Below are 23477 nucleotides of genomic sequence, written 5' to 3' on the forward strand. Positions count from 1 at the left end.
TAATTTTATAGGAGGGATAAGTTAAATATTTTTCTTTCTGGTCCATTTTATGTACAATTTGGACATGGTAGCAAGGAGGGTGAAGCATTGGATACTACATGGAGAGTTATAACGACCAAAAGTGATGCAGAGCCATGGTGGTTTTTTGAAGGCTGGGAAAAGGATATCAGAAGTGATTGGACGTTTGATAGCAGAGATGAAGCTATGGATACATTTCTAACGGAAATGAAACGATTCAGTGAACGTTATCCAAAGGCAAAAACGAAGAAATTTCACTCCATAGCATTTTGGGATCCGAAAGAAGTGTATTTTTGTGAAGCCTGTGATGATGATCTGCAGGTCTATTACGGATTGGTCATCTTTGAGAACGATCAGCCTATGGAGATCAAGGATGACTCGATCATCACGGAAATCTCCAATAGAATGGAACAATAGGTCTATCCAATATGGATAGACCTGTTCCCGTTATTAATCGATAACACCCGTACGGATGATTTTGTTATTCACTTTCACATCAAAGGTAGCCTCTTTATACAGTTTGTCCCACTGCTTCCTTGTCAAATCCTCGTGTCCCCTGACGCTCCTGTACTCCATTCCAAACCCAATCGGATCTGTTCCTTCTTCCTGAAGCATGAGGAGGGTATCCTTAATGTTTTTTTCAATATATTTCTCAACTTCCTCTTCAACCAATTGCATGGCCTTTGGTTTAGACAGCTTCAATTCTTCGGTCATTTCAAGTATTCGGGACTCAAGGTTCAATTCGACCTTGAATGAAGCCCGCTCTTTTTTTTCTGTCTGAATCGTATGGGAAGATTTAATGCTGTCGATCATCATATACACTTTGTTGCTATCGGGAGCTGCAGGTAGGCGCGATAAGTAAGGCTTGAACTTATCTAGAGGTAATTCAACCTCTACACTGCCTGCGTTGTAGTCTTCCATCAAAGAACGGATGAAGAAGATCCTGTCTTTATTAATTTCTTTAATGAACTTATCTCTTGTGAATAATGCGAAGCCATCTACCCCGACTTTTCCATTTGCCGCCTTCAATAATGGAAGGATGGGGTCTTTACCAACGCTTCCGTAATCAGTGATGAATTCCTGGAGGGTTGGGGAAACAATCATCTCTGTTTCTACGTTCTGCCTGACTAAATTGTAAAGGTAGGTCCCCCTATTTGAAGGTCTTTCATCCGTCTGAAACCTCAATACTTCTTCAGCCGTCTTATCGGCGATCGTTAAATACACCATATTACCGATTGCGGAATCTCTTTCAAGTGTATCCACGAGGTGAGAAATCCCTCTGGCTGCAAGCTCCCGGCCGTATACGACGATCCTCAACTGGCCGGACACAAGTTTGTGATCAGACTCTAGATTTTGTGATAGCCTGATTCCTTTACTGGTTTTAGACGTGGTGGAGAGGACCTTTTCAACATCCTCCATGCCAGGGTTGAACTGGTAGAGCACGAGCGTCCCCGTGATTTTGTCATCTTCAGCCTGGTCATACCCGACGGCTGTGATCAGACCGAGCTTTTCTAAATATTTCGTCTCCACACAGCTGCTCAAGAAAAAAGAAGGGAGACAGACCAAAATAAGTAACATGACTTTATTCATTTATCTACACCTATTTTCTTGTTCCCGATATGTTTTAATTTGACCAGGATAAAGAGGAGGACGGGATACATAAAAGACAGAAAAAAACTTGCAGTACCCACTTTATCCGTGATGGTATTCATCGTTACCCTTTCATGAACGAATAGTGATAATATCCATAAGAGGGCTGCAAAGAGATAGATGGCTTTTTTCTGAGAAAAATGAAATACTCTCTTCATTCCCCTGGTCGCTACCCAAAAGTACAAGCATATGTTCGGAAGGATGACTAACATCCAGAAGGATACGGCAATAAATTCAAAGCGCTCCAGGTTTGGAATCCTCAAGATTTTGAACATGGATAGAACTGGCCAGATTGTCTTTAACAAAGCGTCCTCTGAGAAAAAACCAATGCTAACAACGGTCACCACCGTGAATAAAAAGGTTGAATACCCGGTGCCGATGAGGGCATACTTTAACACTTTTTTCTTTTCCTTTATATAAGGATAGACAAATAATACTAAATCAAAGCCAATGATGGTAAAGCTCGTCTTATAGACACCCATCATGATTTCCTTGGGAGAGGAAGTCAAGACTGGCAGAAGGTGATTGAAGTCCATGAATTTAACCGGGGTATATATCATGAATAATAGCCAAAATGCCAGGATCAAACCTAAAAACGCAATTCCCACTACCACTCTGATCCCTCCAAGAACGCCATAAACGAGTAAGAATATGAGCAGTCCCATCAATAGCCAAGTCGGCATTCTCGGGAAGATCCAAGCTTGTACCATTTCGATGTAATTCATCAGGATGACATACGTCACGCTCAGGTAAAACAGGATATAAAGTACATTCATTCCTTTACTGATCCATTTTCCGAATATGTCCATATGGATCCCATATAAATCTGCACTATCATAGTTTTCTAGGGTTTTAATCATGAGAAATAACACAAATGAAACAAGAATGCCGGCAATAATCACCGAGATCCAAGCATCCCTATTCGCTTCCATATAGATGATCCTTGGTAATCCGGCAATACCGACCCCGGTTTGGGCGGTATGTAAAATAAACATAAGCAAAAATGCATTAAACATCAGCCGTTCTTTAGGATTCACATTAATTTCCATACACTTCACCCTCTACTCATCGACGTCTTTTTTCATTTTTGCTTTTTTAATCGGGATGCGTCCCTTGTCAATGGGATGGTTGGAAACGGGACGTTTGACTAAATACTGATATGGCATCCGGAATATACTGTACTTCAAATCAGAAAATCTGAAAGGATAGATGGGAGACAAATAGGGTCTTCCCAATGTGGTGATCTTCAGTAAATGAATCAATATAAAGCAAAAGCAAAACATGATTCCGACCCCGCCATATAATCCTGCCATGATGATGATTGGGAATCGTATGATCCGAACGGCGGTCCCAATGGCGTAGCTTGGAGCTGTAAAGGATCCCAGAGCGGAAATCGCAATGATGATGATCAGGATATTACTGGTGAATCCCGCCTGAACTGATGCCTGGCCGATGACAATACCACCCACGATCCCCATCGTCTGTCCTACCTTGGTTGGTAATCTGGCTCCGGCTTCTCTTAACAATTCAATGATAAATTCCAACAAAAGTGCTTCGAAGACCGGGGGGAAGGGCACATTTGACCGTGACTGTCCCAATGACACTAATAGAGCAGAAGGAATGACTTCGTAATGATACGTTAGGACCGCTACATATGCCGGAGTCAAAAGAATTGAAAAAAAGATCGCTACAAAGCGGATCATCCGTAGAAATGTACCCATATTCCATCTCATATAAATATCTTCGGTAGATTCAAAGAAATTTATGAACGTGGAAGGCCCGATGATCGCCGTGGGACTGCGATCCACAAGTAAGGCGATCTTGCCGTGAAGAAGGGAGATGGTGCACCGGTCAGGCAGCTCCGTCGTGATGAATTGCGGGAAGAAGGTAAAAGAATTATCTTCAATCAATTGAGCAAGTACAGTTGAATCCACAATGCTGTCAATTTCAATATCTGTAACCCGTTGTCTGAACGTATTGACGTTTTCTTCCTCGGCAATGTCCTTAATATAAACCATTTGAACTTTTTTCTTCGTTCTTGACCCCACCATAAAGGTCTCAACGCATAATTTAGGATCGTTGATGTTTGAGCGAATCAAATTGAGGTTCTTAGTTATGGATTCAGTGAATGAGATTTTCGGCCCGAACACCAATGATTCGGTTTCCGCCTTTTCAAGTGCCCGGGTGCCTTTATCCGCCACATCCGCTAATACCCCGTGGGTATCCCCCTCTACAAAGATATAAGCGGTCCCGTTCACAAGATTATCGACTACATCAGTAATGGAATTGGTTGTTGTAAGCTTTGCAATATTAATCGTGTCTTTAATCAGGCGATAGTTCAGCTCTTCATTGGATTCTTCGAGGGGTCTGACAATACTATCCTGCATGGAAGTAATGTTAATCAGATCGTCAAAATAAGCCACTGCGATTTTTTGATCCCCTTTTGTGATGACTCTGAATACTAAATCTTCACTATCGCTCACCAAACCAAGCAATTCCTTATGGAAGTCCTCAATATCAAAGCTGTGGGGAGAACCTTGATCTATACTCTTCTTAACTTCTCTTCGTTTGAACACACACTTCAACACCCTAAAACCTTAATTTAATGATTAGATTTCCCATGTAACCGTTTCTTACTCATTGAAAGGGCCTATTTGGATTTATAAAACGATATACATAAAATAAGATATTCATGGGAACGGTAGAACTGGAGGTGATTTCGATGAGTAACAGGAAGAAGGATGCTTCTAAAGCCACTTTGGGTTCTGCTCAAGTAGAAGGGCAGGGCACGACAAGTCAAGAAATGCCAGGCGGGGTGAAGGCGTCATCCTCAAGGAGCAAAAAGAAAAAATGATTCATTCTTTCCATCTTTACATAAGCCCATACTTAAGTGAGGGTATATTAAAATGGAGTCAAGTATGGTATAATGGAAATAATCGATGCATTTTATCCGATTATTTAACGTACAATTATTGACCACATACTATTTGCAGCATAAATTACCACAATCAATATTTTCCTGTTAGAAAGCTTAGCAAGGAAATCCTACTTATCTTAAAGGAGGACGTTCAATGGCTTTTGGTCGTAGAAATCAAGTTGAGGAAGAAATAAAAACAGAGGAAACAAAGATTTGGGCTTGTTCCGCTGAAGGTTGTAAGGGCTGGATGAGAGACAATTTCAAAAGTGAAGATACACCTAAGTGTCCGCTTTGTAAAGAAGATATGGTGACTTCCACTAAAGTACTCCAAGTGGTGGATAATCCCCATCCAACAATGAAATCATCCTGATTGAACGTAGAGAACCAATCCCCTGATTGGTTCTTTTTTCAGTCCTAATCGTAACTCTTTTTTTGAATTGCAAAAAATGATTAAACTCTTTTTTTACATTTGAATAGTATGTAATGTATTTATGTATTAAAGGAGGGAGCATCATGTCCAAGAAAGAGAAAGAAGAGAAAAGTACTTCCATTGAAAATGAGCGTAAAGAAACTGTGTGGGACGGTTTTTGGAAGCTGACCAAACCAGTTGACGAAAATAAGGAAGAAAAAACATTTAGATGGTTCTGATTCATTGAAGAGGCTGTACATGCGAATATGCATGTACAGCTTTTTTACGTTTAACCTAATCGGGTTGAGGTATAAACAAGAATATACCTAACAATAAGGAGGAAGTGTCTAATGAAGATATCGAATGTTCGATTATATGACGGCCATGAATATACAAACCCCACTAAGAAATATAGTGTAACGATCGAGGAGGGGAGAATAAGGGAGATCACAGAAGGGGAAAGGCAAAACGACACGAAGGAAGAAGTCGATGGGATGGAGAGAGTGCTGTCCCCGGCTTTTCATGATTCACATATGCACTTTTTACGATATGGTTTAATGAAGAGGGAACTGGACCTTAGACATGTGACGAGCTGGGATGAAATGAAAAAGGAAGTTCTTGAATATTATCCTGAGATGGAGAATGGGGATTGGATTGTAGGAAGAGGCCTGGATGATAGTGAGTTTAAGGATCGAAATGATCTTTTGACCGGTAAGGATCTGGATGAACTGCATTTACATACGTATATGTTTTTTCTTCATCAGGACGGCCATGAGTGCATTGTGAATCATAAGGTCATGGAATTATTAAAGGACGAAGAGGAATTTAACGAAATCCCAGATGCTTTTAAAGAAAAAGATGACAGTGGGGAATGGACAGGTCGTTTCAAGGATAGTGCCGTTCATTTCATCAAACATCATTTCCGGAGCAGAAGCAGTGAGGATGCCAAGGATGCAATCAAACATGGAATCCCTCATATGCTCAAGCATGGGATTACAACCATTCACACGGACGACCTGAATTTCATTGGTTCATATGCACGATTGTGGACGGCCTATACCGAGTTGGAAGAAGAAGGGGAATTACCTTTAAGAGTATATTTACATCATTACATCTTTAAAAAGGAACATCTGCAGGATTTTCTTGAGCAACATCCTCATCGCACAGGTGAAGGTACAGAGCATGTTAAGGTGGGGGCTGTGAAGATTTTCCTTGATGGGACTCAACGCCTTCATACCTCTGCCATGAGGATACCTTATAAGGACCGGCCTGAGACAAATGGCATCTTGATCTATTCCCAGGAAGAGTTGAATGAGCTGGTAAGGCTGGCAGGTAATAATGGCATGCAGGTGGCCATGCACGCCATCGGTGATCAAGCAGTTGAACAGGCGATAACTGCACTCGAACAGAAAGAAGCGCGAACCGATACGTATCATCACAGGATCATCCATGCTCAAACCTTGGGGGAGGACTTACTGTATCGCTTGGAAAAAATCAAACCCACCATTGAAACTCAGCCTTCTTTCTTGATGGGGGAATGGAACCAAAAAGTAAAATGGGTAGGAGAAGAGCTTGCTCCCTACTGCGATGCATTTAAAAGTATCGTAAACCGTGGAATCCCTTATACATTAAGCTCCGACTTGCCTATTGGTTCCATTGATCCCTTCGAGGGCATGTTTGCAGCGGTGAACAGGACAGATCTTTCCGGAAATCCAGCAGGCGGCTGGCAACCACAGGAAAAGCTGACAGTGAATGAAGCCTATCGGGGATATACGTCCATGCCTACGATCATCGAATTAGATGAACCACATAATTCAGGAACACTATCAGAAGGAGAACGTGCAGATTTCATCCTGCTGGATCGGCATCCCATGGAGGTTTCTAGTGATGAATTAAATAACATCAAGGTTATAGAAACGTGGCATAATGGTAAGAAGGTTTATTCGTTATAATTATATGGAATGGCCCCCCTCAAATCGGAGAGAAAGAGGGGGTTTTTTGTGTGAACTTTGGACTTCCTATTGGCACCTCCGCTTTTCTTTAATACAATATAGGGACAAGAATATCATTTGGAGGGAAGATTGTGATCTCAGAAGCAAAAAGAGTATTAAAGCAATACTTTGGTTATGATGAATTCAGGGATGGTCAAGCAAGGATCATTCAATACATATTAGACGGAAAAAACACAGTCGGCATTATGCCCACTGGCGGTGGGAAATCACTTTGTTACCAGATTCCCGCACTGATGCTCGATGGCGTGACCCTGGTGATCTCGCCCCTTATCTCCCTGATGAAAGACCAGGTGGATTCATTGATTCATCAAGGGATTCCCGCTACCTATATTAATAGTACCCTTTCAACCAGTGAAGTAGAGAATAGAATGGAAGAGATATCATCAGGGGAATACAAGCTAGTTTATATTGCTCCCGAGCGATTGGAATCTTATGGATTCATTCGTTTCCTCAATACATTGCCCATTCCCCTTGTAGCTGTTGACGAAGCCCATTGTTTATCCCAATGGGGCCATGATTTTAGACCAAGCTATTTAGGGATCTACAACGCAGTGAACCAACTACGTTCAAACCCGTCGATTCTTGCTCTTACAGCAACTGCCACTCCCCAGGTGCAATACGATATTCTTCATCACTTGCATATTCCGGAAAAATACAAAGTATTAACTGGATTCCAGAGGACGAACTTATTTTTTCAGGTGGTAAAAGGAGAAGATCGTAAACGTTGGGTAGAAAAATATGTAAAAAAGAATAATCAGCATTCAGGTATTATCTATTGTGCGACACGGAAAGAAGTTGAAAACCTTTATACGTTTTTTGAGAAAAAAGGAGTATCCGTCGGTAAATATCATGGCGGGCTTTCTGATACATTAAGGCAGGACCAGCAGGAGGCTTTCCTGAATGATTCCATTACAATCATGATAGCGACCAATGCGTTTGGCATGGGAATTAATAAGTCGAATGTCCGATTCGTGATTCATTATCAAATCCCGAAGAATATGGAGGGATACTATCAAGAGGCCGGCAGGGCAGGTCGTGATGGAGTAGATAGCGAATGTGTCTTATTGTTTTCTCCTCAGGATATCCAAACGCAGAGGTATATCATTGATCAAAATATCATCAATCCTGAATTGCATCAGAATGAGATGCAGAAATTACGTGACATGGTTGATTTTGTTCATACCGAATCATGTTTACAGAACTACATTCTGGCATATTTCGGGGAACTCGTAGAAGAAGCCTGCGGCCATTGCAGCAATTGCCTGGATGAGCGAGAATCCGAGGATGTTACAAAGGAAGCACAAATGGTATTATCTTGTATGATGAGGATGAATGAGAGGTTTGGAACCTCCCTAATCAGTGGTGTGCTGACGGGATCAAAGAATAAGAAAATCATTGAATGGGGATTTGACCGGCTATCTACCTATGGATTAATGAAGGATCAATCTCAGAAAGAAGTCGGACTGTTCATCGATTATTTGATTTCTGAAGGGATCATCCAGGTTGAAGGTGGCAGCTTTCCTGTTCTGAAAGTGTCATCCAAGGGAAAAGAGGTATTAATGGGAGAAAGAACCGTATCCAGAAAGGTACAGCCTACGGTTTCTGCCATTATCCCGAAAGAAGATGGTTTATTTCAGACCCTTAGAGCCCTCCGGAAATCAATTGCAGATTCAGAAGGGGTCCCGCCTTTTGTTATTTTCTCGGATAAGGCATTACAGGATATGTGTGTGAAGATGCCGAAAACCTCAGAAGAATTTCTTCAGGTTAGTGGAGTGGGGGAAAGTAAGAAGGAGCGCTATGGAGAAATGTTCATTGGGAAAATATCAGCTTTCTTAGAAGAGAATCCAACACATCAAGTGGAGACAGTCAAACCTGCACCTGCCCGTAAGGTAAACAAATCTGATACGGCATCCTATTTGATCAGTTATGCCTTATTTAAGGATCACAAAGGAATTAAAGAAATTGCGAAAGAGCGGGGTATGAGTACGGCTACGATTGAAAATCATATTATCCGTACTTATCAGGAAGGCATACTTGATGATTGGAGCATCCTATTTACAGAAGAAGAGGAAAGCCTGATAGAAGAAGCCGTTTCACAGGCAGGGACAGACTTGTTGAAACCAATAAAAGAAGAGCTACCGAAAGAAATCAGCTATTTTCAAATCAAAGGGTATTTAGTGAAGAGCGGACAAAGTTCATAGCTCTTGTCACATATCACAAAAAAGCAGATGCCGATTTATCGGCATCTGCTTTTTTAATTTATATCTTGTTACGCCTTCATGGCAGCCTTCATTTCCAGGAATTCATCGTAGGTTGTTTCTTTATCGATGACACCATCTTCGGTGATTTCGATGATCCGGTTCGCAATTGTGTGAATGAACTGATGGTCATGGGATGCGAAAATCATTGCCCCTTTGAAATTGATCAATCCGTTATTCAATGCCGTGATGGATTCCAAATCCAAGTGGTTGGTAGGTTCATCAAGTAGAAGAACGTTTGACCCGCTAAGCATCATCTTGGATAACATACAACGAACTTTTTCCCCTCCGGAAAGAACACTCGGCTTCTTCAATACTTCTTCCCCTGAGAAAAGCATGCGACCCAGGAATCCGCGAAGGAATGTTTCACTCTCATCTTCCGGTGAGTACTGGCGTAACCAGTCCACAAGGGAAGGTTCGTTTCCTTCAAAATACTTGGAGTTTTCATTCGGGAAGTAAGCTTGGGATGTCGTAACTCCCCACTTGAATGTTCCACTATCAGGTTCCATTTCCCCTGCAAGGATTTTGAAAAGAGTGGTCTTGGCAATTTCATTTGCTCCGACAAGAGCGATTTTGTCTTCTTTATTCAGGATAAAGGAAACATTGTTTAAGACCTTCACTCCATCAACCGTTTTTGTAAGACCTTCAACACGCAGAACATCGTTTCCGATTTCACGCTCCGGCTTGAATTGTACGTATGGATAACGACGTGAGCTTGGCTTGATGTCATCCAATGAAATTTTCTCCAACGATTTTTTACGTGAAGTGGCTTGTTTCGATTTAGATGCATTTGCACTGAACCGGGCAACGAATGCCTGAAGCTCTTTGATCTTTTCTTCCTTCTTCTTATTCTGATCCTGAGCCATTTTCAGTGCTAATTGACTGGACTCATACCAGAAATCATAGTTCCCGACATACACTTGGATTTTTCCAAAGTCCAGGTCGGCAATATGTGTACATACTTTATTTAAGAAGTGACGGTCATGTGATACAACGATGACTGTGTTCTCAAAATTGATCAAGAAGTCTTCTAACCACTGAATCGCTTGGATGTCCAAGTGGTTGGTAGGCTCATCGAGTAAAAGGACATCCGGCTTGCCGAATAGTGCTTGTGCTAATAATACTTTTACTTTTTCTCCACCGGTCAGTTCGGACATTTGTTTCGTGTGAAGGTCTTCGTTGATTCCTAATCCTTTTAGTAGGATAGCCGCTTCTGATTCAGCTTCCCAACCGTTAAGCTCGGCGAATTCACCTTCTAATTCTGCCGCTCTCATGCCGTCTTCATCAGAAAAATCTTCTTTCATGTAGATGGCGTCTTTTTCCTGCATGACTTCATATAAACGGGTATGCCCTATTATGACAACTTTCAGCACTTCATATTCTTCATATTCGAAGTGATCCTGCTTTAAGACAGCAAGTCGCTCGCCTGACCCCATTGAGACGTGGCCGGTCTGCGCTTCGATTTCTCCTGAAAGAATCTTTAAAAATGTTGATTTACCAGCACCGTTTGCTCCGATAAGTCCGTAGCAATTCCCTGGATTAAACTTTATATTCACGTCTTCGAATAACTTTCTATCACCAAAACGTAAGCTTACATCTGATACTTGAATCATATGTGAAATACCTCCTAATACTCAATCTAAAAGATTATAACACGCAAGTATGCTAAAAAGATAGAGTGTTAGCAGGAACAGTGATAAATTTACGGGGGTTTTACATAAGGATGGAGAGGATTTTAGAAAAAGAAAAGGGGCTCATGTGGGAATAGGTTATTATTTTATATGGGGGGATTTTTGGCTCATTTCCCCTGGGAACCTTTCAGCTCCTGCTGAAAGGCGAGGGAAACGTTCGTTTCCCTCGAATGAGCCAAAAATCAATGCTCTGTAGTAATTTATACTTTCTGTTGGTTTGTGTGCTATGATAACAAAAAACAAACAGGTGATGACGTAATGATAAGGTTTATGAAGCGGGTGCGGTTTCTTTTTAATGTTCGGAGATCGGTTCCGTTTTTGGTTGATTTTTTTCGTTCCAGTGATGTTTCACCGGTGAAGAAGGGTTTATCCGTGGGGTTGGTTGCTTTTTATATCTGGTTGCCGGTGGACGTGATCCCGGATGTGTTTCTATTACTGGGGATCGTCGATGATCTGGCGGTGTTTACCTTCATTCTTCAACTGATGGTAAAGATGGCTCCTGAGGAGTTACAAAAAAAATATGAGTTAAAGAAGTGACAGAAAAGAAAAAACCGAAACCGACCAAAAAATGGGCATCCGGATTCGGTTTTTTCTTTTGATTTTTTCATCTCTATCCCATACACTGTAATTACACTAATTCCAATCAGAAAGGTATGAATTAATATGAGTACAGCTCCAGCCAATTCAATACCAAGACCATTAGTTCAATTGAATCAATGGTTCATTGTATCAACTGTTGCTATTTCATGGTTGATCCAAATAGAATCTCTCTTACTGCTTCCGTTCTTTGTCGGAATGTCAGCTTTACTTTTTAAATATAATCCCGTCATGAAGGCAGGGAAGTTATTCTTAAAGAAAGAACCTTCTGCATATCCACCTGAAGATGCTGAGCAGCAACGGTTCAACAATATCATTGCTGTCAGCTGTCTAGGAGGCGCCATAATAAGTAGCCTGGCAGGATGGGATACGGGGGTTTATCTCTTCTCAGGATTGGTTTTCGTGGCTGCATCCGTCGCTCTTGCAGGCTTCTGCATAGGATGTTTCATTCGCTTTCAATGGAAAAAGTTCCAATATAAACGTTCATTACAGTAACCTATTGACAATAGATGGAATACGTCGTAAACTAATCTTGAATTTAAATAGTGTATACAAAGGGAGTATGTTATATGTTAGGTGTCGTTCTTAACTAACCGTGAAATGAATACGGACATTTTGCAGGCAGTGGTCTTTTTAATTCAGGCTACTGGATCAGCTTATTTAGCTGTGCCTTTAAAATGTAGTTAAGAACAATGGTCATAGCATACTCAAACCCTTAATCAGGAGAGCTGTGTCTTTGTGCACAGCTCTTTTTTTGTGCACATTTCCGCAAATGAGGACTTCTTTTCACATAGTTGTGTGGAAGACTTTTACTGTTTGCGTTTACACGTGAGCTATTATGATGGGGAGGATTGTATACGAGTGAAGGAAGACCACGATGGACATTGTTCGTTGTGGTCTATTTTTGTATATTCGGAGGGAAATGGAATGAATGAAAAAACGTTTCAAACACTTGAATTTAACTTAGTGAAAGAAGAACTTATGAGGTTTGCCCTGACGGAAGAAGGTAAAAAGGAATTATTGAACTTACGGCCATCCACAAATATCCGTCAAATTGAAATGCGCCTGGATGAGGTAACGGAAGCTGTCCACATTTTAAAGAAAAGTGCCAGTGTACCGATTCATGCTTTAGATGGGGTGGAAAGCATCATGGCGAATCTGAATAAAGGGGTGCCCCTGAGGCCGGATCAACTCACAAGTTTATATTATTTTCTCGATGCATGTAAAAAGCTGAAAAAATACATGGAGGATAAACAATGGCTCGCACCCAGAGTTTCATCCTATGTCTATTCAATTGAAGATATCCCCGATCTCGGGGAGGAAATCAACAGATGTATCAGGAACGGCAGAGTCGACGATTATGCGAGTAAAGAATTGTTGAGGATCCGAAAGCAATCGGGAATTCAGGAAGAACGGTTAAAGGATAAAATACAATCGATTGTTAAATCGTCTAAATACAAATCCTACCTTCAAGATGCGATCGTGAGTCAACGAAACGGTCGATATGTCATTCCAATCAAGAAAGAATTCAAGGGGAAGATGAAAGGTGCCGTTCTGGATTCCTCAGCATCGGGTTCAACCCTGTATATCGAGCCGGAGGAATTAAGCAAACAACAGGACCAGCTCCTCACTTTAAAACTCGAAGAAGATCATGAAATTGAAAATATTCTATGGACATTAACTGGGTTGGTGCAAACATACGAGCCACAATTAATGCTTGCGGTTGAAACGATGGTCCATTATGATGTGTTGTTTGCCAAAGCAAAATATAGCCGCTCATATGGTGGGTTGAAGGCTGTTGTAAATGAAGAACAGAGGATTCACTTGATCAATGCGGTTCATCCCCTATTGGGGAAACAGGCAGTCCCTCTATCCATCAAGATGGGGGAGGGATTTCATGCATTGGTCATCACTGGCCCCAACACCGGTGGGAAAACCGTAACCATAAAGACGGTTGGGCTCCTTACCCTCATGACCCAATGTGGTTTGCATATTCCTGCAGCCGAAGGCAGTGAGATCAGTATTTATCAGCAAATACTTCTGGACATCGGGGATGGGCAGAGTCTTCAACAAAACTTGAGCACATTCAGTTCACATATAAAAAATATTATCAACATATTAAAGGATACAAACGACCGGTCACTTGTTCTGTTGGATGAACTTGGCTCCGGTACAGATCCTATGGAGGGAATGGGTCTTGCCACGGCTATCCTGAATCAATTATATGAAAAGGACGCCACACTGATTGCCACTACTCATTATAGTGAAATCAAACATTTTGCAGAAGAGCATGAAGGCTTTATGAATGGCAGTATGGAATTTAATATCGACACTTTGCAGCCAACATATAAACTGATTGTTGGTCAAGGTGGGGACAGTCAGGCATTTTCTATAGCATTGAAGCTTGGGATGCACCCGGAGATCATTGAAAAAGCACATGAAATCACCTATAAGACGAAGAAAATCTATAGTCTGGGAGAAATCGACTACGGTGTGAAAAAGGAAATGGAGAAGCAGATCATCGTAAACAAACATAAAAAAAGGAATCACGTAAAAATCCAGAAAGAAAAAAGAAACATTATCTCCTTTACCAAAGGAGATAATGTCAAGATTTCCCCAGAAGGAGAATTTGGAATTGTATATGAAGGCCCTGATGGTGTAGGGAATTACACCGTACAGATCAAAGGGGAAAAGCGATCTGTAAGTCATAAACGGCTCCGTCTGTATGTATCTGCCCTGGAGTTGTATCCAGACGATTACGATTTCGATATTATCTTCAATAGCAAAGAAAATCGTAAAAAGGATAAACTCATGGGGAAACGTTTTGTAGAAGGCTTGACAATCGAACATGAGGAGTGATCGAAAAAACGTACTCAAGACTAAACTTGAGTACGTTTTTTTATCTAAGATTCTTCAAAAATTCTAAGACATATGTGTCAACACAAAGGAAAGAATGATTCCCAGGGAAGAAAGGAAACCGACAATGGGTCCGCCTTCCTCATATGCTTCCGGCATCATCGTTGAAGAGGCCATAGCGAGCAGCCCTCCAGCCCCGAACGCTCCGATTATATACGAAGTGCTTTCGGGGGCATCCTGCAGTAATACATATCCAAACAACGAACTGAGAGAAGAAAGAATGACAACACTTCCCCATAAGTAAAGGATTTTCTTCGTGCTGTAATGATCGAGCTTTAACCCTATACTGCTGGATAAAGATTCAGGCAAATTACTGATGAATATAGCGATGATGAAGACCCATTGCATGGATTGACTTCCAATAAAGCTCACACCGATGATGATGGATTCCGGTATGGCATCCATGATGGTACCCACATAAATGGCGAGCCCCGAGTGGCCGTGGGGATTCTTCTTCGACCGTTTTCTTTCGCTTCCACCTTTTTTAGAAATGAATATTTCAAATAGAGTAAAGATGAGGGCACCCAGAAGGAACATGGAAATGAGATAAATCGGATCCGCTTTTCCCTCTGCTTCACTTAAGAGATCAAAAGTGGCGGATCCAATGATCAAACCTGTACCTAATGCCATAATAAACGCTACAACTTTCTTTGGTATATGAAGATATAAGGCCATAAATGCCCCGATCAAGAGGGAGAGACTGGCTACCCCTCCCCATAAAGCTGCCTGGAACAATGATCCTACCTCCCTTAATCGTTTTCATATCGAGTTTTCCCTAATTGAGTAATGGATTAAACATTTTCTGATCTCGTGAATAGATCCAGAGAGCATTGGGGAAAGTAAGATTGAATAAATTTCAGGAGGCAAAGAAATGAAAAAATATCTATTGATTACAACGATTGGATTACTGTTCATGATCACTGCTGCCGGCTGCGGAACAAGCAATAACATGAATGAAGAAGGACAGCAAATGAACAACCGTAATCTGGAGAGAGTGAACTACAAGAATGATCAGGCGAACCGGGATTATGTGAACGAGGGGACGATGAGAGAAAATTACTCCCTTGCTGACAGAGAAGCGGGTAAAGTGGCAGAACTTAATGAAGTGAAAAGTGCTTATGTCCTGACGACTGAGCAAAATGCATACGTTGCTGCTGTATTAGAAGACCAGAAGAATGGGAACGTTTCAAAGGAATTGGAAAAGAAAATCTCAGATCAAGTGAAAAAAGAAAATGGCAGTATCAACAATGTGTACGTGTCAACAAATCCTGATTTCGTAGACCGAATGAGAGGGTATGCCGATAAAGCCAGAAATGGGAAACCGATTGAAGGATTTGGTGAAGAAATAACGGATATGGTAAAACGAGTATTCCCGAATAGAGGATAATGCTTCAGTAAAAAAAGTCGAACTCCGTTTCGGCTTTTTTTATTTATCCATAGGAAATGTTCGAATTATTCAGTATACTATTTAGAGTAACGAAATAGATTGAAGGGAGAGATGGACGTGGCCCAAACAGCTTCAAAAACGGTAGTGAATCCTACTATTTATGGAATTCTATTAGCCATCAGTTCGGGTCATTTTATCAATGACACACTCCAGGCGGTCGTACCAGCTATGTTCCCGATCATTGAGAAGTCATTGGAGCTGAGTTATATGCAAATCGGCTGGATTGCCTTCTCGCTCAATATGACATCTTCTTTATTACAGCCGGTCTTCGGATTTTATGCCGATATACGTTCGAAGCCGTACTTACTTCCATTGGGGATGTTGTCCAGCTTAGCAGGGTTGATCGGTTTTTCCCTATCCGGTCATTTCATTTGGATCATCGTTTCAGTATTATTTATCGGATTCGGCTCTGCCATTTTCCACCCTGAAGGCTCAAGAGTGGCTTATATGGCTGCCGGAAATCGAAGGGGACTGGCTCAGTCGATTTATCAGGTCGGTGGAAATACCGGCCAGGCGCTCGCCCCGTTGATTACTGCTTTTGTTTTTGTCCCTTTTGGTCAAAAAGGAGCCTTATGGTTTACTATTGTAGCCATTATTGGAGTCGTAGTCTTGTTCCGGGTATCTAATTGGTATTCAAATCAATTACGTTTCAATGAAATGAATATGAGGAAAAAGAGTGAAGATGGAAGAAAAACGCCTATAAACCCGAAAATTAAGTGGGCGATGGTGTTTGTTGTATTTCTCGTGTTTGCAAGGTCATGGTACGGAGCAGGGTTATCAAATTATTATCAATTTTATTTGATTGAGGACTACGGTCTTACCATTAAAAAAGCCCAGGCATACATATTTGCTTTTATGTTTGCAGGAGTCATGGGTACCTTCCTTGGGGGGCCTCTTGCCGATCGTTTTGGCAAGAGGAACATCATCTTCTTTTCTATGATCGGTGCTGCACCTTTGACACTTGCTTTACCTTATTTACCGCTCTCCATTGTCTTTCCATTTATTTTTTTCATTGGCTTTATTTTATCGTCTAGTTTCAGTGTTATCGTGGTGTATGCCCAAGAGCTGATGCCAAGAAAAATCGGGATGGTGTCCGGCTTGACCGTTGGTTTGGCATTCGGCATGGGTGCTGTCGGGGCAGTTATCTTTGGAGGATTGGCCGATCTTTACACCATCCGATTCGTGATGATCCTATGCAGCTTCCTTCCTCTACTCGGGATGATGACATTCTTCCTTCCTTCAGACGAAGAAGTAAGAAACTTTCATAAATAACAAAAGAGGTGATCCCGTCCAAACGGAATCACCTCTTCGGTTTTTAAGAAAATGCAAAGTATATAATGAATAACCCACAAAGGATGTACATGATTGGATGAACTTCTTTCCATTTTTTCAGCGAAATCATCGCAAATGGATAAAGAATGAATCCTAATGCGATTCCCGTTGCAACACTGAAGGTTAAAGGCATCATAATAATCGTTACAAAAGAAGGAATGACCACTTCAAGACGATTCCAATTGATATGCCTGACTTCCGTAGCCATCAATGCACCGACAATAATAAGTGCAGGGGCAGTCACTTCTGGAGTGATGACCGATAAGATGGGGGAAAAGAACAGGGCGACGGAGAAACAGATGGCAATCACGATAGACGTGAATCCGGTTCTTCCCCCGACGGCCACCCCGGCAGAGGACTCTACAAATGATGCTGTCGTTGAGGTCCCAAATATCGCTCCTGCCACTCCCGATGCAGAGTCAGCCAGGAGAGCGCGGCCTGCGTTCGGAATCTGATTATCCTTCATAATCCCTGCTTGACTGGCGACCGCAATCAAGGCACCTGCCGTATCAAAGAAAGCCACAAACAGAAAGGTAAAGATGACCGCCATGATTTCAAGAGTGAATATATCCCCTAAATGGTTGAATACCACTCCGAATGTCGGCTCGAGACTCGGAACACCACCAATAATGGAGTGAGGCACGGAGATTTGTCCCGCGACCATCCCAATGATGGTCGTTGCAACCATCCCATAGAATATCCCGCCTTTAATTCCCTTCACCAACATCATCAGGGTAATGATAAAACCAAACACAGCAAGTAGTGTCGGTGGGGAAGAAAGGTTCCCGATCGATACAAATGTTTCAGGGTTGGCAACGACGAGCCCTGCGTTTTTAAAACCAATGAATGCCACGAAAAAACCGATGCCGCCGGCAATGGCAAATTTTAAATCCTGCGGGATGACATTGATGATCTTTTCACGAATTTTCATGACACTTAAAATCATAAAGATGATGCCTGCAATAAATACTCCTGTCAGGGCAATTTCCCAGTCCACTCCCATTCCGATACATACCGAAAAGGTAAAGAACGAGTTGAGTCCCATGCTGGGGGCGATCCCGATCGGAAAGTTTGCCAGTAGACCGATTAACAGTGATCCAACTATCGCTGATAGAGCGGTCGCTGTAAATAATGCCCCTTTATCCATTCCGGCCTGACTCAGGATGATGGGGTTCACAACAAGAATATAAGCCATCGATAGGAAAGTCGTGACACCTGCTAACGTTTCTCTTCTATAATTTGTCCCTCTTTCAGCAAATTGAAAGAATGTTTTCATACATAACCCTCCGTGTAGATAAAATAAAAAAACTCCGGTGACTGAATCAACCAGAGTGTATCTACAGGATAAAATAATTCCATTGGTCATACTTTATCTTGTAGACAAGCCATTTAAGGTAGCTGGTAGAAACGTTCAAGCCATATTCTTGAACTTATACAAGGTGCATCTTTATTTGGTATAATTGAATTAGGAGAATCATAACAACTGACTATCTTCCGGTCAATGGAACCGGTAAAAGTTCGTGAATTCATTATTTTCTAAATTGATGATTTATTATTAAAAATAGCATACGCCCTATACATCATTCCTGAAAAAAGCTATATTTAGTGGATACAAACAATGAGTAGAGAAAACGTAAGTTAATACGTGAATAAATATTGGAGGAATAAATATAATGTCTTCTTTAAAACCAGGTACAGTAGAGGATTTATACGTTGATCACGAAGTGCCATACGGTTTCTTTCTAACGAATGATATCGATCGTGTACTTCTGCATCACTCTGAAATAACAGAAGAAATCCAAGAGGGAGATACGGTGAAAGTATTTCTTTATCATGATAAGGACGTACGCTTGACAGCGACCATGCGAATCCCTAAAGTGCAAGTCGGTGCATACGGTTGGGCAGAAGTAGTGGATAAGAGGGAAGATTTAGGCGTATTTGTGAATATTGGATTGCCTAAGGATATTTTGGTCTCATCAGATGATCTTCCAAAATTCCAGGAGCTTTGGCCGAACCCTGGCGATCAGCTGTTTCTTACCTTAAATCGCGATAAGCAAGACCGGTTATACGGAAGATTGGCCACTGAAAACATCATTGAACAGGTATCAAGAAGAGCATCCGCTGAAATGATGAATGCCAAAGTGCAGGGAAGGGTTTATCGACTTCTGAGAGTAGGGACTTTCTTTTTATCTGAACAAGGATATCGCTGCTTCGTTCACATGAATGAGCGAAAAGCGGAGCCAAGACTCGGGGAACTGGTTGAAGGAAGGGTCATCGACGTGAAGGATGACGGAAACCTGAATGTTTCGTTCTTACCATTGAAGCAGGATAAAATGCAGGATGATGCTGAAGTCATCCTTGAGTATCTGGCAGTTCGGAACGGTGCGATTCCATTTTGGGATAAGAGTCAGCCGGAAGAAATCAAAGATCGATTCAATATGAGTAAAGCATCCTTTAAACGGGCTCTTGGAAAACTGATGAAAGATAATAAGGTGTACCAGGAAGAAGGCTGGACGTATCTAAGGAAATAAATGATCTCAACATGAAGAAGAGTGCTGACAAATTGTCAGCACTCTCTTCTATATTCAGTATGATCCGCTTTGCTTGACCTGATGACGTTCCTTCTTTGTTTGGACCGGTCTAATCGGTAAAAGTGATCCGACAAGGGCGATAATGGCACACCCAATGAGTACGTGTGAATAGCCATTCAAAGCAATCGTAGACAGCACTCCGAACACAACAAGGTCCAAGCCTGAATCCACAATGGACAGAAGGGAGATGGTCGTCGCTCTGATCCCGGACGGAATTAAATCATTGCTTAATTGTGAATAAATCGGGTAACGGACTGCCCGGACAAGCCTTAATAAGAAAAATGAACCTAATACAATCCATAAAGAAGACCCGAACAAGCCGGATATGAGTAACCCCGCTGCCGCTGATAAACCAGATATATTCATGAGCATCACCCTGGAATAGCGTGCTGTCATCCAACCGATTGAATTCGATGCAATATAGCCAAGAATGGCAGAAACTGCATAAAAGACTCCAATCAAGTAGACGGGCACCCCAGCATCCTGTAAAAGCGGTTGATCAAAGTATTGGTAAACGGCACCAGCCGGAATGAAGACCAATGTTACGTTTAAAAACATCAACAATAACTGGGGTGCCTGGCGTATCACCCTGATACCACTCTTTATTTGGGAAAAAGGGTTTTCTTTCTGAAATGAATCAACAGACGGCTGCTTGACTGAAAGGATTAAGAATAGTTCTATTAAGTGAAAGACTAAACCCAGTAAGATGAGCAGAGTGAATTGACTCTCCGCCAGATCCCTCGCCAAATAGGAACCGAAAAGGACGGCAATCAGCATACTGATAAACGAGGCTGATTGAATCTTTCCCATGGCATGATCCATTCGATTTTCTTCATTTGACTCTTTGAGGGAATCATAGATTAATGCCTCATCGGCTCCGGAAAAAAAGGTTACGCTGAATCCATTGATGAAGCTGTATAAGAAGAACATCCAAGGTTCATAGGCGAATAAAAGCAGTGTGATACTAAGGAACTTAAGTAAAGAACCGAATAGAAAAGAATATTTGGCACCAAACCGATCTGCAAATATTCCAGTCGGTACCTCCCCGAGTAATACGGCACCGCTCCAGAACATGAGCACAATTAAAATATCAGAAGAGGTTAACCCTCTTTCGAAATAGAATAACGTTAGTACGGGTTGAAGAAAACTGATTGTGCCAAAAAAAGAAATCCAAAATAACACCCGAATGTTATGGGCTGCAAGTGTTTGTTTCGTCATAATTTGTCTCCTGCTTCCTGTGTTTTTATATTTCCCGGAAGAAGGAGCGTCGTTTCGTTAATCCAGAACGTTCACTCCTTCTTGAAATAGTGAAAGTGTTTTGAATGTTTTTTGCATGATATTTCCTCCTCGTATTTTATGAATCAAGTGTAGCATAAGCAGGAGAAAAAGAAGAAGTTTTTATTCGATATTATCCTTTATTCGCAGAAAGGGGCGTGGGTCAATGAAAGAGGTTGTTATAGACGTATTGCAGTCCAGAGGGACCTATTATGAGATTGGTGTTCAATTCGGTAAGGAACTCCGTCAGTCGCCACTCTATTCCCACCATCAAAAGAGACGAAAGAAGTCATTGAGAGATTATAATGTAAAGATGGATGAAGCAGAGAGACTACTCCGACATTTCGCACCCGGATTATGGGATGAATTAAATGGACTATCCTATGGTTTACAGTGGTCATTGGCTGATACCATACATGAATATTCGGGCTTTCAACAGGAGTGGGTGAATTCAGGTTGTTCGTCTTTGGCGAAGGATGGAATTTATGTGAGGAATTATGATTATCACCCGAAAACGTATGAAGGCAGGCTTTTACTTGTGAAGCCTGCGGGTGGATATGCATCTATCGGATTTTCAGGAAGGGGAATCGGACGAATAGACGGGTTGAACGAAAAAGGATTGGCAGTCGGTTTTCATTTCGTGAATCGAATAAAGCCGGGAGAAGGGTTCATTTGTACAACGATCGCCCGCATCCTTCTGGACACATGTAAAAATACAGACGAAGCCATCGAAGTATTGCGCAGGCTCCCACACAGACACAGTTTTAACTATTCTCTATACGACCAAAGTGGCAAAGCTGCCGTGGTAGAAGCTTCTCCGAGAGGTATAGGGGTGTATCACCATTCAACCTTAAGTTGTACCAACCATTTTCAGATGAATCATATGAAAAAGGATAACAGACATTATTTAAAGGACTCTCAAAAGAGGCTGGATATATTACGGACCGTGCAGGAAAAGGCATTAACTATGAAGGAGGCATTCAACCTGTTTAACCGAGGAGACAGCCCGATTTTCAAGAAAGCGTATGATGCTTGGGCAGGAACGATTCATACATGTGTCTTTCAATGTGAATCACTGCGATGCTTAATCGGATTTGGAGAAAGTTCCAATGGAGTGGTGGTGGACTTTCAAGATTGGATCAGGGGAAGTGATATTCCCATCCGGAAAATTTCAGGGGAGTTCGATACAAACGAGCCGTTCTTATTTATGGAAGAAGTGCAGGAATAAGGGGGGAACCGAGCAAATCAAGGGATTTACGGCTTAACATTGTGGAGGACTTCCTCGGTTCTTATTTTTAAAATGTGCCTATTCATAAAAATGTATGAGCGGTTCTAAATAAAAAAACTCCTTTCTATAGCCATTAGTTTGGCAAAAGGAGTTTTTCATGCTATTAATTGTTTTTCCAATTTCCATCTATGAATTCATCGCGCCCAGACTTTGCGCGATCTTGATTGTATTCCTCTGGATTCGTTTTATAGAATTTTTGATGGTAGTCTTCTGCCGGATAAAAGGTTGTGGCAGGAAGGATTTTGGTGACGATTGGCTTTTTGAATCGTCCGCTTTCTTCTATCGTGTTTTTGGACCCCGCAGCTAATTGTTTCTGGTGTTCATTGTGATAGAAGATAGCTGTTCGGTACTGTTCGCCGCGATCATGGAATTGACCACCATCATCAGTCGGGTCGATCTGGGGCCAGTATAGCTCCAATAGCCTTTCGTAAGGAAACAGAGCGGGATCAAAGGTGATCTGAACCACTTCATAATGCCCGCTGTCACCGGCTTTAATATCCTCATACGAAGGGTCTTTTAGATGACCGCCCGAATATCCCGATACGACATCAATGATCCCTGGCTGCTCATCGAACGGCTTTACCATGCACCAAAAACACCCTCCTGCAAAGGTAGCGACTTCTCTATCATTCATTTAATAAACCTCCTGTACCATATGTAAAGCAGTAAAGCGATAGCTTGAACAGATTCTACCACGAAAGCATCAAAGGAACAATCAAAATAGCTTGTCTAAAGGAGATGCTACTATTATTACGAACAGCCAATTCTACAATTTTCAACAATTTCATGAAAATACATTTCCTAACCAAGGGAATTTGTGTATAATTCTTTTGAACGGAACAATTAAATAAGTTACGAGATCAGGTGAAGCGGTAGATATGAACTCTTCTTAGCTTCTTAATAGGGAAGTTGGTGTAAATCCAACGCGGTCCCGCCACTGTAAATGGGAGTGAGCTGAAATTATACCACTGTGCAGACATGTACGGGAAGGTGTCAGCAAACTATGACCATGAGCCAGGAGACCTGCCTGATTTTAATCGCACCAAATCTACGCGGATAGAAAGGTGTAATATGCA

Annotated in this window: 21 protein-coding genes and 2 riboswitches; of the genes, 13 read left to right on the forward strand and 8 right to left on the reverse strand. The window is 41.7% G+C overall.

Annotated elements, in window-relative coordinates; genetic code table 11:
• The first annotated feature begins 87 nt into the window (after positions 1–87).
• The gene (locus ACSQ2E_RS10700) at positions 88–435 is read left to right on the forward strand and encodes a DUF1033 family protein (RefSeq protein ID WP_435990513.1); all 348 of its coding nucleotides are present in this window, start codon (positions 88–90) and stop codon (positions 433–435) included.
• 33 nt (positions 436–468) lie between these two features.
• Here ACSQ2E_RS10700 and ACSQ2E_RS10705 read toward each other — a convergent pair whose 3' ends face one another.
• From ACSQ2E_RS10705 to ACSQ2E_RS10715, 3 genes are read right to left on the reverse strand one after another with little or no spacing between them, the layout of a single operon-like run.
• Complete coding sequence (locus ACSQ2E_RS10705; protein ID WP_435990514.1) at positions 469–1608, reverse strand: Ger(x)C family spore germination protein; 1140 nt, start codon at positions 1606–1608, stop codon at positions 469–471.
• Entirely contained in the window at positions 1605–2717 is a 1113-nt protein-coding gene (locus ACSQ2E_RS10710) for a GerAB/ArcD/ProY family transporter (RefSeq protein WP_435990515.1), read from the reverse strand. Before ACSQ2E_RS10710 ends, ACSQ2E_RS10705 begins: the two co-directional genes overlap by 4 nt.
• Before the next feature lie 12 nt (positions 2718–2729).
• On the reverse strand, positions 2730–4244 hold the full coding sequence (locus ACSQ2E_RS10715) for a spore germination protein (protein WP_435990516.1): 1515 nt from the start codon (positions 4242–4244) through the stop codon (positions 2730–2732).
• A gap of 146 nt (positions 4245–4390) precedes the next feature.
• Here ACSQ2E_RS10715 and ACSQ2E_RS10720 point away from each other — a divergent pair, with 146 nt between their 5' ends.
• The 5 genes from ACSQ2E_RS10720 (at position 4391) to recQ (ending at position 9207) form a co-directional block, all read left to right on the forward strand.
• Entirely contained in the window at positions 4391–4522 is a 132-nt protein-coding gene (locus ACSQ2E_RS10720) for a YuzL family protein (RefSeq protein WP_435990517.1), read from the forward strand.
• 217 nt (positions 4523–4739) lie between these two features.
• On the forward strand, positions 4740–4955 hold the full coding sequence (locus ACSQ2E_RS10725) for a cold-inducible protein YdjO-related protein (RefSeq protein ID WP_435990518.1): 216 nt from the start codon (positions 4740–4742) through the stop codon (positions 4953–4955).
• 143 nt (positions 4956–5098) lie between these two features.
• Positions 5099–5233: a hypothetical protein gene (locus ACSQ2E_RS10730; protein WP_435990519.1), complete on the forward strand. Its 135-nt coding sequence runs from the start codon at positions 5099–5101 to the stop codon at positions 5231–5233.
• 111 nt (positions 5234–5344) lie between these two features.
• Positions 5345–6946 carry an amidohydrolase gene (locus ACSQ2E_RS10735; protein ID WP_435990520.1) on the forward strand — a complete coding sequence of 534 codons (1602 nt, stop codon included), beginning with the start codon at positions 5345–5347 and terminating at the stop codon, positions 6944–6946.
• Between the two features lie 131 nt (positions 6947–7077).
• Entirely contained in the window at positions 7078–9207 is a 2130-nt protein-coding gene (gene recQ, locus ACSQ2E_RS10740) for a DNA helicase RecQ (protein ID WP_435990521.1), read from the forward strand.
• 68 nt (positions 9208–9275) lie between these two features.
• On the opposite strand, the gene ACSQ2E_RS10745 is transcribed toward recQ, so the two are convergent.
• A complete protein-coding gene (locus tag ACSQ2E_RS10745) occupies positions 9276–10877 on the reverse strand; it encodes an ABC-F family ATP-binding cassette domain-containing protein (RefSeq protein WP_435990522.1) in 1602 nt (533 codons plus the stop codon).
• A 336-nt stretch (positions 10878–11213) separates the two neighbouring features.
• Between ACSQ2E_RS10745 and ACSQ2E_RS10750 the strand changes: the two genes are divergently transcribed.
• The 3 genes from ACSQ2E_RS10750 (at position 11214) to ACSQ2E_RS10760 (ending at position 14411) form a co-directional block, all read left to right on the forward strand.
• Complete coding sequence (locus tag ACSQ2E_RS10750) at positions 11214–11492, forward strand: YkvA family protein (RefSeq protein ID WP_435990523.1); 279 nt, start codon at positions 11214–11216, stop codon at positions 11490–11492.
• Between the two features lie 126 nt (positions 11493–11618).
• A complete protein-coding gene (locus ACSQ2E_RS10755; RefSeq protein WP_435990524.1) occupies positions 11619–12047 on the forward strand; it encodes a DUF4395 domain-containing protein in 429 nt (142 codons plus the stop codon).
• Positions 12048–12479: 432 nt separating this feature from the next.
• Complete coding sequence (locus tag ACSQ2E_RS10760; RefSeq protein WP_435990525.1) at positions 12480–14411, forward strand: endonuclease MutS2; 1932 nt, start codon at positions 12480–12482, stop codon at positions 14409–14411.
• A 63-nt stretch (positions 14412–14474) separates the two neighbouring features.
• Here ACSQ2E_RS10760 and ACSQ2E_RS10765 read toward each other — a convergent pair whose 3' ends face one another.
• Entirely contained in the window at positions 14475–15203 is a 729-nt protein-coding gene (locus ACSQ2E_RS10765) for a ZIP family metal transporter (protein ID WP_435990526.1), read from the reverse strand.
• A gap of 136 nt (positions 15204–15339) precedes the next feature.
• Between ACSQ2E_RS10765 and ACSQ2E_RS10770 the strand changes: the two genes are divergently transcribed.
• Together ACSQ2E_RS10770 and ACSQ2E_RS10775 are read left to right on the forward strand one after the other, a co-directional pair.
• On the forward strand, positions 15340–15855 hold the full coding sequence (locus ACSQ2E_RS10770) for a YhcN/YlaJ family sporulation lipoprotein (RefSeq protein WP_435990527.1): 516 nt from the start codon (positions 15340–15342) through the stop codon (positions 15853–15855).
• Positions 15856–15966: 111 nt separating this feature from the next.
• The gene (locus tag ACSQ2E_RS10775) at positions 15967–17187 is read left to right on the forward strand and encodes an MFS transporter (RefSeq protein ID WP_435990528.1); all 1221 of its coding nucleotides are present in this window, start codon (positions 15967–15969) and stop codon (positions 17185–17187) included.
• A gap of 43 nt (positions 17188–17230) precedes the next feature.
• Here the strand turns inward: ACSQ2E_RS10775 and ACSQ2E_RS10780 are convergent, their stop codons facing one another.
• Positions 17231–18523, reverse strand: a complete 1293-nt coding sequence (locus tag ACSQ2E_RS10780; protein ID WP_336198599.1) for an NCS2 family permease — start codon at positions 18521–18523, stop codon at positions 17231–17233.
• A gap of 81 nt (positions 18524–18604) precedes the next feature.
• Positions 18605–18705: riboswitch (purine riboswitch) on the reverse strand.
• Positions 18706–18920: 215 nt separating this feature from the next.
• Here ACSQ2E_RS10780 and ACSQ2E_RS10785 point away from each other — a divergent pair.
• The gene (locus tag ACSQ2E_RS10785) at positions 18921–19778 is read left to right on the forward strand and encodes a CvfB family protein (RefSeq protein WP_435990529.1); all 858 of its coding nucleotides are present in this window, start codon (positions 18921–18923) and stop codon (positions 19776–19778) included.
• 54 nt (positions 19779–19832) lie between these two features.
• On the opposite strand, the gene ACSQ2E_RS10790 is transcribed toward ACSQ2E_RS10785, so the two are convergent.
• Complete coding sequence (locus tag ACSQ2E_RS10790; protein ID WP_435990530.1) at positions 19833–21056, reverse strand: MFS transporter; 1224 nt, start codon at positions 21054–21056, stop codon at positions 19833–19835.
• A gap of 223 nt (positions 21057–21279) precedes the next feature.
• On the opposite strand from ACSQ2E_RS10790, the gene ACSQ2E_RS10795 reads away from it, so the two are divergent.
• The gene (locus ACSQ2E_RS10795; protein WP_435990531.1) at positions 21280–22341 is read left to right on the forward strand and encodes a C45 family autoproteolytic acyltransferase/hydolase; all 1062 of its coding nucleotides are present in this window, start codon (positions 21280–21282) and stop codon (positions 22339–22341) included.
• A gap of 163 nt (positions 22342–22504) precedes the next feature.
• On the opposite strand, the gene msrA is transcribed toward ACSQ2E_RS10795, so the two are convergent.
• Positions 22505–23035, reverse strand: coding sequence for a peptide-methionine (S)-S-oxide reductase MsrA (gene msrA / locus ACSQ2E_RS10800; RefSeq protein WP_435990532.1), 531 nt, complete (start codon positions 23033–23035; stop codon positions 22505–22507).
• Between the two features lie 211 nt (positions 23036–23246).
• A riboswitch (cobalamin riboswitch) is annotated at positions 23247–23446 on the forward strand.
• The last annotated feature ends 31 nt before the right edge of the window (positions 23447–23477 follow it).

Origin of the sequence: Rossellomorea sp. LjRoot5, assembly GCF_964253455.1 — a bacterium.
Classification (GTDB): domain Bacteria; phylum Bacillota; class Bacilli; order Bacillales; family Bacillaceae_B; genus Rossellomorea.

What these genes read in the sequence shown, in the direction of transcription:
- ACSQ2E_RS10720 (WP_435990517.1), top strand. Translation starts at nt 4,391, where the DNA reads ATGAGTAACAGGAAGAAGGATGCTTCTAAAGCCACTTTGGGTTCTGCT.
- ACSQ2E_RS10745 (WP_435990522.1), bottom strand. Translation starts at nt 10,877, where the DNA reads ATGATTCAAGTATCAGATGTAAGCTTACGTTTTGGTGATAGAAAGTTA.
- ACSQ2E_RS10770 (WP_435990527.1), top strand. Translation starts at nt 15,340, where the DNA reads ATGAAAAAATATCTATTGATTACAACGATTGGATTACTGTTCATGATC.
- msrA (WP_435990532.1), bottom strand. Translation starts at nt 23,035, where the DNA reads ATGAATGATAGAGAAGTCGCTACCTTTGCAGGAGGGTGTTTTTGGTGC.
- ACSQ2E_RS10760 (WP_435990525.1), top strand. Translation starts at nt 12,480, where the DNA reads ATGAATGAAAAAACGTTTCAAACACTTGAATTTAACTTAGTGAAAGAA.
- ACSQ2E_RS10775 (WP_435990528.1), top strand. Translation starts at nt 15,967, where the DNA reads ATGGACGTGGCCCAAACAGCTTCAAAAACGGTAGTGAATCCTACTATT.
- ACSQ2E_RS10790 (WP_435990530.1), bottom strand. Translation starts at nt 21,056, where the DNA reads ATGACGAAACAAACACTTGCAGCCCATAACATTCGGGTGTTATTTTGG.
- ACSQ2E_RS10750 (WP_435990523.1), top strand. Translation starts at nt 11,214, where the DNA reads ATGATAAGGTTTATGAAGCGGGTGCGGTTTCTTTTTAATGTTCGGAGA.
- ACSQ2E_RS10710 (WP_435990515.1), bottom strand. Translation starts at nt 2,717, where the DNA reads ATGGAAATTAATGTGAATCCTAAAGAACGGCTGATGTTTAATGCATTT.
- ACSQ2E_RS10725 (WP_435990518.1), top strand. Translation starts at nt 4,740, where the DNA reads ATGGCTTTTGGTCGTAGAAATCAAGTTGAGGAAGAAATAAAAACAGAG.
- ACSQ2E_RS10795 (WP_435990531.1), top strand. Translation starts at nt 21,280, where the DNA reads ATGAAAGAGGTTGTTATAGACGTATTGCAGTCCAGAGGGACCTATTAT.
- ACSQ2E_RS10785 (WP_435990529.1), top strand. Translation starts at nt 18,921, where the DNA reads ATGTCTTCTTTAAAACCAGGTACAGTAGAGGATTTATACGTTGATCAC.
- ACSQ2E_RS10780 (WP_336198599.1), bottom strand. Translation starts at nt 18,523, where the DNA reads ATGAAAACATTCTTTCAATTTGCTGAAAGAGGGACAAATTATAGAAGA.
- ACSQ2E_RS10755 (WP_435990524.1), top strand. Translation starts at nt 11,619, where the DNA reads ATGAGTACAGCTCCAGCCAATTCAATACCAAGACCATTAGTTCAATTG.
- ACSQ2E_RS10730 (WP_435990519.1), top strand. Translation starts at nt 5,099, where the DNA reads ATGTCCAAGAAAGAGAAAGAAGAGAAAAGTACTTCCATTGAAAATGAG.
- ACSQ2E_RS10735 (WP_435990520.1), top strand. Translation starts at nt 5,345, where the DNA reads ATGAAGATATCGAATGTTCGATTATATGACGGCCATGAATATACAAAC.
- ACSQ2E_RS10705 (WP_435990514.1), bottom strand. Translation starts at nt 1,608, where the DNA reads ATGAATAAAGTCATGTTACTTATTTTGGTCTGTCTCCCTTCTTTTTTC.